A 12,730-nucleotide genomic window follows, 5' to 3' on the forward strand; every position below is an offset into this window, starting at 1 on the left:
GTTTCATGACCCTTCCCGAAAAAACGTCCACCCCCGCACCCACCGACCTGCCACCGCCCCGACGCAGCTGGCGGCCGCTGTTGATGCGGTTGCACTTCTACGCCGGCATCCTGGTGGCCCCGTTCATCGTCGTGGCCGCCGTCACCGGCGGGCTGTACGCGATGGCACCGACCATCGAACGCTTCGCCTACGGCGACCTGTTGTATGTCGAGCCGTCCGGCCGACCTCTACCCCTGGCCGATCAGGTCGCCGCCGCCAGGACCGCCCACCCGGAGCTGAGCATGACCGGGCTGCGGCCCGCGGCCGAAGCGGGCGAAACCACCCGCGTCTACTTCGCCGATCCGGCCCTCGACGCGGAGTTCCGCCGCGCCGTTTTCGTCGACCCGTACACCGCGCGGGTGCTCGGCGACGAGCCGACCTGGTTGGGGTATCTGCCCGTCAGCACCTTCCTCGACGGCCTGCACCGGCATCTCCAACTCGGTGAGCCGGGCCGGATCTACAGCGAGATCGCGGCATCGTGGCTGTGGGTGGTGGCACTCGGCGGGCTCACCCTGTGGCTGCTGCGGCGCGGGCGCATCCTGACGGTGGCCCGCGGTCTCACGGGCCGCGCCCGCACCCTCAACTGGCACGGCGCCACCGGGATCTGGCTGTTGGCCGGTCTGCTGTTCCTGTCCGCCACCGGCATCACCTGGTCCACCTACGCCGGGGCGCACGTCAGCGATATCCGCGCCGCGTTCGATTGGCAACGGCCGGTGTTGAGTTCGGCCGTCTATGCGGCCACCGTCACCGACCCGGCGACCATCGACTACGACGCCGCAGTGCGGGCGGCCGGCCGCGCTGGGGTGCGGCTGCCGGTCGAGGTGGCCCTGCCCACCGAACCCGGCGCCGGGCTCGCCGTCACGGAGGTGGACAAGCCCTACCGGCTGACCACCAACGCCGCCACCGTCGATCCGGCCACCGGCACGGTGACCGGCACCCTGGACTACTGGCGGGACTATTCGGTGGTGGCCATGCTGGCCGACTGGGGCATCCGCGCGCACATGGGTCTGCTGTTCGGGTTGCTCAACCAGCTGCTACTACTCGGCGTCGCGGTGGCGCTGGTGGCCGTCATCGTCGGTGGCTATCGGATGTGGTGGCAGCGCCGCCCGACCCGCGGCTCGACGTGGGCGGTCGGCAGGGCACCGGTGCGGGGTGCGCTGCGCAGGCTGCATCCGGCGGCGCTGGTGGCGCTGGTGGTGACCGCCGCGGCGGTCGGCTGGTTCCTGCCGCTGTTCGGAATCCCGTTGGCGGCCTTCCTGATCGCCGACGCGACCATCGGGGCGGTGAAGCGTCGTGGGTAGGCGGGCGGTGCTGCTGGTGCTGGCCCTGCTGATCACGGTGACGACGGGCTGCACCGGCACCCAGCGGGAACAGTCGATGGCGGCCGAGGTGACCGTGCGGGATCAGTGGGCCAGTGCGGCCGACACCGGGATGGCCGCGGTGTTCGGCACGTTCGCCAACAACGGACACCACGAGGCCAGGATCGTCTCGGCGACCTCGCCGGTCGCCGGCCGGATGGAGGTGCACGAGGTGAGCGCCGATGCGAGCGGAACCAAGACCATGCATCCCAAGGCGGGCGGCATCGTGATACCGCCGGGCGAGACCCACGAGCTGGTGCCCGGGGGTGATCACCTGATGCTGATGGATCTCACAGCACCGTTGACGCCGGGCGCCGACGTCCCGGTGACGGTGACATTCGAGGACGGCTCCGCCCTCGACATCACCGCACAGATCCGCGATTTCGCCGGGGCCAACGAGAATTACCAACCGCATGGCTGAGTTGAATCGGCGGCGCCTCCTGTCCGGGGGCGCCGCCGCGCTCGCCGCCGGCGCGGCGCTCACCCAGAGCGGATCGGCTCAATCGGCAACGCCGCAGCGTGGTTTCGGCACCGAGGTCGAACCTTTTCACGGCGCGCACCAGTCCGGGGTGGCCACCGCACCGCAGGCACACGCGTTGTTCGTCGCCCTCGACCTGAAACCGGGCGGCGACCGCCGCCAGCTCGCCGCGGTGCTGCGACTGTGGAGCGCCGACGCCGCCCGGCTCACCCAGGGGGTGCCCGCACTCGCCGACACCGAACCCGAACTGGCCCTGCATCCGGCCAGGTTGACCGTCACGGTGGGGCTCGGCCCCACGGTGTTCGCCAGGGCCGGGCTGGGGCATCGGCTGCCGGCCACGGTGTACGAGATGCCCGCATTCGGCACCGACCGACTCGAAACCCGCTGGTGTGGTGGCGATCTGCTGCTCCACCTGGGCGCCGACGACCCGATTGCGCTGGCACATGCGGCCCGGGTGCTGCTGAAGAACGTGCGCAGCCTGGTGGTGCCGCGGTGGCGGCAGAGCGGATTCCGGCACGCCGCGGGCGCCGATCGGTCCGGGTCCACCATGCGCAATCTGATGGGTCAGGTGGACGGGACGGCGAACCTGCGTACCGCGGTGGAGTTCGACCGGCACGTCTGGGACGACGGCGCCGGACAGCCGTGGTTCGCCGGCGGTACCGTGCTGGTGCTGCGCCGGATCAGGGCCGAGATGGACACCTGGGACGAACTCGACCGGGAGAGCAAGGAATTCGCGGTCGGACGCCGGCTGGGCAGCGGCGCTCCGTTGACCGGGCAGCGGGAGTCCGACGAACCGGATCTGCGCGCCCAGGTCGGCGGCATCCCGGTCATCCCGCCCAACGCACACATCGCGCTGGCCCGGCACCGCACGGCCGACGAGTTGATGCTGCGGCGGCCGTACAACTACGACGACCCGCCGCCAGCCGGTGTCACCACCGACAGCGGGCTGTTGTTCGCCGCCTACCAGCGGGATCCGGGTGCCAGCTTCATCCCGGTGCAACGCCGGCTGGCGGCCGCCGACGCGCTGAACACGTGGGTCACCACCGTCGGATCGGCGACGTTCGCGATCCTGCCAGGGGCACCGCCCGGTGCGTATCTGGGGCAGTCGCTACTGGACTAGCGGCCGGCGTCCCCGAGTCGGTGTGTCACTGGAGCTTGGCCGCGATCTCGCGCGCGCCGGCGATCACCTGGTCGCCGGCGTGTTCCAGGTTCTCCGGATCAAGCCGGTGGGTCAGGAAGCTGATGCTCAGCGCATAGCGGGCGGGCCCGCCGTCGTGAGCGGGCACGGCGGCAGCCACACAGGTGAGCTCTTCGGCGGCCTCTTCTCGGTCGACCGCGAAGCCCCGTTCGCGGATCTCGTTGATCTCGGCTGCCATCTTCTTCATCGACGTGATCGTGTGACCGGTCAGCGCGGGCATGCCGGCCGAGGCGACGATATCGCGCCAGACGCTGTCGGGCATCGTGGCCAGCAGCGCCTTTCCCAGTGCGGAGGCGTGCCAGGGGTCGGTCTGCCCGACATCACTGACCTTGGTGACCGCCCTTCTGCCCTCGACGACGTCGAGGATGACGACACTGCGGTCCTTGTGCGCGGCGAAGTTCACCGTCTCGTTGAACTCGTTCATCAGTCGCTCCATGGTGGGTATCACCGCATCGGAGGGCACCTGGTTGGAGAACGCCCGCTGCCCGAGCCGGAAGATCTCCCAACCCAAGCGGTACTGATTCGCATTGAACCGTTCGATGTAGCCGAGTGCGACCAAGCTGTTCAGATACCTGAGCACAGTTGCCTCGTTCAGCTCTGTGCGCCTTGCGATTTCGGCCAGATTGCCGATATCGGAGTCCGCCACCGCCGTGAGAATTCTGGCCGTGCGCTCGACGCCGATGAGGGTGGACGCCTTCTCCGCAGTCGCTCCTGTTTTCACTCAGTGAAGGTTACCAGCCTCCAGTGAAGGCCGGGACCGCCGTTCGCCTTCTGTTGACAGACGGGCAGCCAGCTCGTAGATTTCATTCAGCGCAGATCTATATCACTCAGTGAAAGACGGACCCAGCGCAGTCCAGTCCTCGAAGGAGACGCGATGCCCACCGCAGCCGACAGCCGTGCCACCAAGGTCGACGGAGCCAGCATCCTGGCCTCGCAAGGCCTTCTGACGGCCGACGACTACGGCCTCACCCCGTCCGCCAAATCCTTCGACGACGGCGGCAAGTATCGACTGGAAATCTCTGGTGTCGAACGACTTTCGACGCTGGAGGCGATGCTGGACGAGGCCGACAAGCAGGATGTGTTCATCCACCGGATCATCGCCTTCGGCGGCGGCACCACCTTGCTCACGACGGCCGAATTGCGCGACGTCGCCGCCCTGTCGGCCGAGCGCTCCATCGACCTGGTCGCCGTGCCGGGGCCGCGCACCGGGTGGGACCTCGGTCGGCAGGCGCTGAGCACCGAGGGCCAGGCCGGTGGGCGTCGCGTCCGCGGGCTCGACAATGTGCGATACCTCCTCGACGACTACCTCCGGATCTTCTCGACGGGCATCCGGGGCGTATTGGTATGGGACGAGGGCGTTCTCGACATCCTGAACAAGGCGCGCGATGCCGGCCACCTCCCCGCCGACGCCAAGTTCAAGATCTCCGTCTACGCCGGCCACGCCAACCCCGCCTCGATCAGGATCCTGCAGGACCTCGGTGCCGACAGCGTCAATCCCGTCGGTGACCTGAGTCGGCCGATGCTCGCCGCGATCCGACGGTCGGTCGACATCCCGCTCGACGTCTGGGCCGAGACCTTCGAATCCTTCGGCGGTATGAACCGGCTCTGGGAAGCCGGTGACATCGCCCGCGTCGCGGGACCGGTCTACTTCAAGATCGAGCCCGGCGAATCGGAAGCGGTCATGTACAACGGCTGGGTCCGACCCGAGTTCCACGAGGAACTCATCCGGCACAAGGTCCGGCACGCCGCCATCCTCAACGAGCTGGTCCAGACCAACGCCGCCGACGTCATCGTGTCTCCCGGTCCGCGCAGCGCAGCACGCGCACTGGCGAACTGATACCCGGAGCCGAACGGAAGAGAGCACGACGTGACGAGACGTCATCAGGCCGCCATCATCGGGTCCGGGAACATCGGCACCGATCTGATGATGAAGCTGCGCCGGTCAGCACACCTCGATGTGGTGGCGATGGCCGGAATCGATTCCGCGAGTGACGGTCTGGCACGGGCCGCCGCGTTGGACGTGGCGATCACGGCCGACGGCGTCGACGGGCTGCTGGCACTCGACGCGTTCGACGAGATCGACATCGTGTTCGACGCCACCAGCGCCGAGGCCCACCGCACCAACGATGCCGCGCTGCGGCGATCCGGCAAGCGCGTCGTCGACCTCACTCCCGCCGCGGTCGGCCCCTTCGCCGTACCCGCGGTCAACATGCAGCGACTGGCGGGGCACCGGAACCTCAACATGGTGACCTGTGGCGGGCAGGCCACCATTCCCGTGGTCGCGGCGTTGACGGGGGTGACCGATGTGCATTACGCCGAGATCGTCGCCTCGATCTCGTCGCGGTCGGCGGGTCCGGGGACCCGCGCCAACATCGACGAATTCACCACGACCACAGCCCGCGCCATCGAATCCGTTGGCGGAGCCGCCCGCGGCAAGGCGATCATCGTGCTCAATCCGGCCGAGCCGCCGATGCTGATGCGCGACACCGTCGCCGCCCTGGTTTCGGCGGCCGACGAAGCGGTGATCGTGCAGGCGATCACCGCGGCGGTCGCCGAGGTCGCACGTTACGTGCCGGGATACCGTTTGGCACAGGAGATCCGGATATCCGCGGTGCCCCAGCGCGATCCGCGTCGGCGGCTGGCGGGCGCCGCGGGCCGGCATGCCGATCTGGTGCACGTGACGGTGTTCCTCGAAGTGGAGGGCGCCGCCGACTACCTTCCCGCCTACGCGGGCAACCTCGACATCATGACCGCTGCCGCGGTCCGGGTCGCCGAAGGCATGCTCGGTGCCGCGGCGGAGGTCGGCCGATGACGGCGCAGGTGTACGTCCAAGACGTCACGCTGCGCGACGGCATGCACGCCGTCGGCCATTCATTCGGCCTGGCCGACGTCAGGCGCATCGCGGGTGCGCTCGACTCGGCGGGGGTGGCAGCCATCGAAGTGGCGCACGGCGATGGTCTGGCGGGTGGCAGCCTGACCTACGGAGCCGGCGCACATGATGATGGGGCGTGGATCGCCGCGGTGGCCGAGGTGGTCCAGAATGCCCGGCCGACAACGCTTCTCATCCCCGGTATCGGCACGCTGGACGACCTGCGGGCGGTTGTCGATCTGGGGGTGACCTCGGTGCGCATCGCCACTCATTGCACCGAGGCCGACATCGCCGCTCAACACATCGGCACGGCCCGCGATCTCGGCCTCGACGTCGCAGGGTTTCTGATGATGTCGCATCTCGCGCCGCCAGATCGGCTGGCCGCACAGGCCAAGATCATGGAGGACGCCGGTGCGCAGTGCGTCTACGTCACGGATTCCGCCGGCCGACTGACCATGACCGGGATCCGGGACCGGGTACGCGCCTACCGCGACATCCTGGCACCGACCACATCGGTCGGCGTGCACGCACACCACAACCTCGGGCTGGGAGTGGCCAATTCGCTCGTCGCGGTCGAGGCCGGCGCACATCGCGTGGACGCCTCGCTCACCGGCCTCGGCGCGGGCGCCGGCAATTGCCCGTTGGAGGCGTTCATCGCGGTCGCCGAACTCAACGGCTGGCGCCACGGTTGCGACCTGTACGCGCTGATGGATGCCGCCGACGATATCGTGCGCCCCCTCCAGCGGCGGCCCATCCGGGTCGATCGCGAGACGCTGACGCTGGGTTTTGCCGGCGTGTACTCGAGTTTCCTGCTCCATGCCGAGCGGATCGCCCCCGACGTGGGCATCGAGGTGCGCGACCTTCTCGTCGAAGCCGGCCGCAGGTCGATGATCGGCGGCCAGGAGGACCTACTCGTCGATCTTGCCCTCGACATGAGGGGGTGAGGGAACCGCCCCAAACCGGTTCGGATCCTCGTCGTCGAGCGAACCGGCGCTCGTCACCAGTATCGTCACACGCCAAACCCGAGAGATGAACGACCATGGAGAACGTCACCGCATCCTTACCACCCCGACGACCCAAAGCGACGTCACCGTCGTGTCCGCCCGGCGGCTCGCCGCCCACCGGGCCACGCAACCACGGCCTTCGCGAGAACAGCCTCGGGGTGCCGAGCATCTTCTTCTACATCATCGCCGCGGCGTCGCCGCTGACCGTCGTGGTGGCGTTGTACCCGATCATCATCGGTGCGGGCAACGGTGTGGGGATGCCCGGCGCATTCGTCATCGCCACCGTGGTCCTGATGATCTTCGCCGTCGGCTACGTCGCGATGAGCCGGCATGTCACCAATGCCGGGGCGTTCTACGCCTACGTGACGCTCGGCCTCGGACGGATTCCCGGTCTGGGGTCGGCGTTCCTGGCGATCTTCGCCTACAACGCCATCCAGGCCGGCCTCTACGGTGGCTTCGGCTATTACGCGTCCGAGTTGATCAATCCCGCTCTCGGGATCGACATCCCCTGGTGGGCCTATGCTTTCGGCGCGTTGGTGCTGTGCCTGGCGCTGGGGGTGCAGGGTGTGCACTCCGGGGCGAAGGTGCTGGGAGTGTTCATGACACTGGAAGTCACCATGATCACCGTCCTCAGCGCGTTCAGTCTTTTCGGTGACGCCGTTCCGGTATCCCAGTTCTCCTTCGAGCCGTTCCGGCCGAGTGTGGTGCTCGGCGGGGCGTTGGGCGTCGCCCTGATGTTCGCGCACGCGTCGTTCATCGGTTTCGAAGGATCGGCGATCTACGGCGAGGAAGCGCGCAATCCCGCCCACACCATCCCCCGCGCGACCTATCTGTCCATCGCGTTCATGGGCATCCTCTACGCCGTGTCCGGTTGGCTGATCATCAACGCGCTGGGGATCGACAAGGTGGTCGGCATGGCCACCGAGACCGGCGGGAACTTCATCTTCGCGGCCAGCGACGCCATCATCGGGCACAACATCTCGGTGATCTTCCAGACGCTGATCGTGTCGGCGACCTTCGCCGCCATCATCACCTTCCACAACAATGTCTCGCGCTACCAGTTCTCACTCGGCCGACAAGGACTGGTGTGGCGGCCGCTGGGCTGGACATTGGCAAGTCGCCGCACGCCATGGGTGTCGGGGATCGTCCAGAGCGTGACGGTCGGCATCGTCATCGCCTTCTTCGCGCTGTTCGGTCAGGACCCCTTCGCCACGCTGTTCACCTGGGCGACGGGCATCGGCACCATCGGGGTCATCCTGTCCCAGTTCATCGCGGGCATTGCGATCTTCGCCTTCTTTCGCAAGTCCGATGTCGACAAACGGCCGTGGAACACCGTGATAGCCCCGATCCTCGCGATCATCGGGCTGGGCGCCTTCTTCGTCCTGACGCTGAACAGCCTCGACGTCCTGCTCGGCGTGCACGGCGCGATGGCGGCGCTCATGCTGTCGCTGGTCTTCCTCGCGCTGCTGGCCGGCGTCCTGTACGGGGTATATCTGCGGGCATTCGCGCCGGCGAGGTACGCACTGGTCGGACAGGCGCTCAACGAGCGCGACGGGGACGATCCAGCGCCAGCGCCGCACTAGCTTCCCTTCGATTCACGATTCACCGCGCATTGCCGCCCGCCGTTACGTACATTTGTCCTTATCGATGCGTACAAATGTTCTTAACGAAGGGATGGGCATGCCTTCCACGCCACGACGGGTTCGTCGCCACGACCCGGACAGAAAGGAGCGCATCGTGACCTCGGCGCTGCAGGTGCTGGCCAGAGACGGCGTCGCGGGAATCACGCACCGCGCCATCGCCACTGCCGCGGACGTGCCGCTGGGGTCGATCACCTACCACTTCGGAACCCTCGATGACATCGTCCACCAGGCGTTCGAGGTCCACGTCGACAAGCTGGCCAGCCGCTTCGAGGCACGCCTGGCGTCCTGCGCCGACGGCAAGGACATCATCGACTGCATCGCCTCGGCCGTCACCGACGATTTCGCCGCACATCCCGACGAACTCGCCGTGACCTACGAGCTCTACGGGGACGCCGTGCGCAGACCCGAGACCAGGCGCCTGACTCAGCAGTGGATGGAACGGGCTCAAGACGCGCTTGCCGAGCACTTCGACCGCGCCACCGCACGGCTGCTCGACGTCGTCGTCGAGGGCCTGATGGTCCATATGTCCATTGCGCACCAACCCGTCTCGAAACAAGAAGTCCGCAGCCTGCTCGGCATGGCAGCCGGCGGAGCACGTCAACGCTGACACCGGCCCACACCTACGCCAACACCACCAAGGAGTGATCATGACCATTCACCACAAGATGTTCATCGACGGCAGCTGGACCGATGCGTCAGGCGGCGCCGTCGACCAGGTGCCCGCCCCCGCCACCGGTGAGGCCTTCGCCGAGATCGCCCACGGCACGCCATCCGACGTCGACCGCGCCGTGGCGGCCGCCGACGCCGCCTTCCCCGGCTGGGCCAGGACGCCGGTGGGCGAACGGGCCCGGGCCTTTCTCACCCTTGCCGACCGGGTCGAGGCCGACCAGCGCACACTCGCCGAGATCGAATCCCGCAACGTCGGCAAACCCATCAGCCTGGCGCTGGAAGAGATGGAGATGATCGCCGACCACCTCCGGTTCTTCGCCGGCGGTGCCCGCGCCATGGAAGGCCGCGCCGCCACCGAGTTCGTCCGCGGCAAGACCAGCATCGTCCGCCGCGATCCGCTCGGCGTCGTCGGCTCGGTCGCACCGTGGAACTACCCGCTGCTGATGGCGATCTGGAAGATCTCCCCAGCCCTGCTCACCGGAAACACCTTGGTGCTCAAGCCCTCCGAACACACCCCGTTCTCGGTCCTGCGGCTCGCCGAACTCGCCCAGGATCTCTTTCCCGCCGGCGTGTTCAACATCGTCACCGGTGACGGCGAAGACGTCGGTGCCCGACTCGTGGCCCATCCGCGGGTGCGGATGTCCTCGCTGACCGGCTCCGTGGAGACGGGCCGGGCGTTGATGCGCGCCTCGGCCGATTCGAACCTCAAGCGGCTGCACCTGGAACTCGGCGGGAAGGCGCCGGTGGTGGTGTACCCCGACGCCGACGTGTCCCTGGCGGTCGGCAAGATCATGGAGGGCGCCTTCTGCAATTCCGGCCAGGACTGTATGGCCGCCTCCCGTCTGTACGTTCACGAGAGCGTGCACGACGAACTCGTGGCCGGCCTCGAAAAGGCGGTCAAGGAACTCGATCTGGGCGATATCGCCGATGAGAGCACCACGATGGGTCCGGTCATCACCGCGGCCCATCGCGACCGGGTCGAGGGCTTCGTGGCACGGGCGAAGGCCACCGGGCACACCGAACTCATCCAGGGCGACAACCCCGGGACAGGCTTCTACACCGCCCCCACCGTCGTCGTCGGCGCCAGGCAGGGCGACGAGATCGTCGGCACCGAGGTGTTCGGGCCGGTGACGTCGGTGACCAGCTTCGGTGACGGCGACGACGTGATCGGTTGGGCCAACGACACCGAATACGGACTTGCCGCTTCGGTTTTCACCAACGACATCGGACGGGCCCTGACCGCGTCCAGGGACCTTCAGTTCGGCACGGTGTGGGTCAACGACCACCTGCCGGTCACGCCCGAGATGCCGCACGGCGGCTTCAAGCAGTCCGGCAACGGCAAGGACATGTCCGTGTACGCCCTTGAGGAGTACACCGAGATCAAACACGTCATGATCAACACCGAGAGCGCCTGACATGGCGATCAGCGCGGTCAACACCTTCCGGCTGCGACCGGGGGTCAGCATCGAGGACTTCGAGAGGTTCTCGACCGAACTCGACCGGCCCACCTGCCTGGCCCTGGAGGTCGTACTCGGATTCGACGTCTTCTTCGTGGAACCCGCCGGGCCCGCCGACCCGCACGTCCTCGAGATCATGACGGTCGCCTCTTGGCCGGAATGGGAGCGGATTCGCGACACCGCACCAGAACTCAAGCCCGTCGTCGAGAGGTTCCACGAACTCGTCGAGCCCGGCAGCATCGTGACGCTGCTGACTCGCAAATCACCCCAGCCGCAGGAGACCTGACATGACCACGACACCGGATTACGACGCCGTCATCATCGGCGCGGGCCACAACGGCCTGGTGACCGCCAACTATCTGGCCCGCGCCGGCAAGCGGGTGCTGGTGCTGGAGGCTCGCCATGTCGTCGGCGGGGCCTGCGTCACCGAGGAGCTGATCCCCGGCAGCAAGTGGTCCTCGTGCGCCTTCATCGCGGGCCTGCTGCGGCCCGAGATCATCACCGAACTCGAACTGGCCAGATTCGGCCTGGACCTCTATCAAGGGGATGCGCTGTCCTTCAGTCTCTTTCGGGACGGGACGTCATTCACCATGTGGAAGGAAACAGACCGGACGCTGCGCGAACTGGAGAAGATCAACAAACACGACGCGCAGGCGTTCCTCGACTTCGGGGTTCGGCTACAGCGGTTCGCCGGGCTCGTGACGCCGTACCTGCTGACCCCGCCCCCGCAACGTTCGGAGGTGCTCGCGGCATTCGAGGAGGCAGGCGAGCAGGCGCTGTTCAACGAGTTCACCCTGCTCTCGGTGCGCGACCTGCTCGACAGGTACTTCGAGGACGAGCGCATCAAGAGCATGTTGACGTTCTTCGGGATGGTGTCGATCTTCGGCGGCCCGTCGTCACCGGGAACGGCCTACACCTACGGACACCACTCCTGGGGTGAATTCAACGGCAACTTCGGCCAGTTCGGTCTCGCGCGTGGCGGGATGGGCGCCATCAGCGAGGCGTTGGCCGCGGGCGCACGCCACCACGGTGCGACGATCCGGACCTCGACACCGGTCGACACCGTGATCGTCGAGCGGGGAACGGCCACCGGGGTCCGGCTCACCGACGGGACGGTCATCACGGCCGGACAGGTCTTCTCCAATGCCGACCCCAAGCGGTCCCTGCTGCGGTTGATCGAACCCGGCCTGCTGCCGGCCAAACTCGTCCGCGACGTCGAATCGATCGACACCCGGGGGTCGATGGCGCGGATTCACCTGTTGATCGACGAACTGCCGCAGTACCTTCCGTTCGCCGATGCGACGGAAGGACCACAGCACCACGGGCATCAACTGCTCGGCCCCAGCAGGGAGGCGTTCGAGGAGGCCTACGAGGCACAACGGCGCGGCACCTTCCCGAGCACGTTCGTCATCGAGGCCGTCACCCAGTCGGTGACCGACGACTCGCTGGCCCCCGCCGGCCTGCACACGATGACCCTGGGCATCCAGCAGCTTCCGTCCCAGTTGAGCGGGACCACGTGGGCGGCCGAGAAGGAGAAGTGGGCCGACCTGGTGCTGGCGGACCTGTTCACCTACGCCCCCAACCTGCGCGAGCACATCCTGGACCGGGTGATCATCACACCCGACGACCTGAACGACGAGTACCTGATCACCGACGGCAACATCTTCCACGGCAGCATGATGCTCGACCAGCTGTTCGGGGCACGCCCGATCCCGGAGCTGGCCAATTACCGTACGCCCGTGCGCAATTACTACCTCTGCGGCTCGGGCACCCATCCCGGCGGCGGCGTGATGGGCGCCAACGGCCACAACGCCGCGAAGATCGCCCTCGCCGACGCGGACGGCGGCATCACCACACCGAGCGCCCGTCACGGCGGCCGGAAGGCGCCTTGGCAGCAGCGGCTCGTCGGCGGCCTGATGTCCACCAGGCCGGGGCGCTGGGTGGGATACCAGGCGGCCCGGCAACCCGCGCTGCGCAAGGTGACCGCGTACGCGGCGCGCGTCCGCTGAGAGCTG

12 protein-coding genes are annotated in these 12,730 nt (G+C 67.7%); 11 read left to right on the forward strand and 1 reads right to left on the reverse strand.

The window, feature by feature from the left end; genetic code table 11:
• The first annotated feature begins 5 nt into the window (after positions 1–5).
• The 3 genes from BN977_RS08470 to BN977_RS08480 are packed head-to-tail and all read left to right on the forward strand — an operon-like array spanning position 6 to position 2,995.
• A complete protein-coding gene (locus BN977_RS08470) occupies positions 6–1,340 on the forward strand; it encodes a PepSY-associated TM helix domain-containing protein (RefSeq protein WP_036397116.1) in 1,335 nt (444 codons plus the stop codon).
• Positions 1,333–1,818, forward strand: a complete 486-nt coding sequence (locus BN977_RS08475; RefSeq protein ID WP_407661174.1) for a copper chaperone PCu(A)C — start codon at positions 1,333–1,335, stop codon at positions 1,816–1,818. The genes BN977_RS08470 and BN977_RS08475 overlap by 8 nt, the downstream gene beginning before the upstream one ends.
• A complete protein-coding gene (locus tag BN977_RS08480) occupies positions 1,811–2,995 on the forward strand; it encodes a Dyp-type peroxidase (protein ID WP_036397118.1) in 1,185 nt (394 codons plus the stop codon). The genes BN977_RS08475 and BN977_RS08480 overlap by 8 nt, the downstream gene beginning before the upstream one ends.
• 25 nt (positions 2,996–3,020) lie before the next feature.
• Here BN977_RS08480 and BN977_RS08485 read toward each other — a convergent pair whose 3' ends face one another.
• A complete protein-coding gene (locus BN977_RS08485) occupies positions 3,021–3,794 on the reverse strand; it encodes an IclR family transcriptional regulator (protein WP_081664581.1) in 774 nt (257 codons plus the stop codon).
• Between the two features lie 153 nt (positions 3,795–3,947).
• Here BN977_RS08485 and BN977_RS08490 point away from each other — a divergent pair, with 153 nt between their 5' ends.
• From BN977_RS08490 to BN977_RS08525, 8 genes are all read left to right on the forward strand, one after another.
• Positions 3,948–4,910 carry a hypothetical protein gene (locus tag BN977_RS08490; protein ID WP_036397120.1) on the forward strand — a complete coding sequence of 321 codons (963 nt, stop codon included), beginning with the start codon at positions 3,948–3,950 and terminating at the stop codon, positions 4,908–4,910.
• An 87-nt stretch (positions 4,911–4,997) separates the two neighbouring features.
• The gene (locus BN977_RS08495) at positions 4,998–5,885 is read left to right on the forward strand and encodes an acetaldehyde dehydrogenase (acetylating) (RefSeq protein WP_051561493.1); all 888 of its coding nucleotides are present in this window, start codon (positions 4,998–5,000) and stop codon (positions 5,883–5,885) included.
• On the forward strand, positions 5,882–6,886 hold the full coding sequence (gene dmpG / locus BN977_RS08500; protein WP_036397122.1) for a 4-hydroxy-2-oxovalerate aldolase: 1,005 nt from the start codon (positions 5,882–5,884) through the stop codon (positions 6,884–6,886). Before BN977_RS08495 ends, dmpG begins: the two co-directional genes overlap by 4 nt.
• A 95-nt stretch (positions 6,887–6,981) precedes the next feature.
• Entirely contained in the window at positions 6,982–8,529 is a 1,548-nt protein-coding gene (locus tag BN977_RS08505) for an APC family permease (protein ID WP_084172446.1), read from the forward strand.
• Between the two features lie 154 nt (positions 8,530–8,683).
• Positions 8,684–9,196 (forward strand): TetR/AcrR family transcriptional regulator, encoded by a 513-nt coding sequence (locus BN977_RS08510; protein ID WP_051561180.1) that lies wholly within the window; start codon positions 8,684–8,686, stop codon positions 9,194–9,196.
• 40 nt (positions 9,197–9,236) lie between these two features.
• Positions 9,237–10,673: an aminobutyraldehyde dehydrogenase gene (locus BN977_RS08515; RefSeq protein ID WP_036398719.1), complete on the forward strand. Its 1,437-nt coding sequence runs from the start codon at positions 9,237–9,239 to the stop codon at positions 10,671–10,673.
• Position 10,674: 1 nt separating this feature from the next.
• Positions 10,675–11,001, forward strand: coding sequence for a RedY/HapK family protein (locus BN977_RS08520; protein ID WP_036397126.1), 327 nt, complete (start codon positions 10,675–10,677; stop codon positions 10,999–11,001).
• Between the two features lies 1 nt (position 11,002).
• Positions 11,003–12,724 (forward strand): phytoene desaturase family protein, encoded by a 1,722-nt coding sequence (locus BN977_RS08525; protein WP_036397127.1) that lies wholly within the window; start codon positions 11,003–11,005, stop codon positions 12,722–12,724.
• Positions 12,725–12,730: the final 6 nt, after the last annotated feature.

It is taken from the genome of Mycolicibacterium cosmeticum (assembly GCF_000613185.1).
GTDB classification, from domain to species: domain Bacteria; phylum Actinomycetota; class Actinomycetes; order Mycobacteriales; family Mycobacteriaceae; genus Mycobacterium; species Mycobacterium cosmeticum.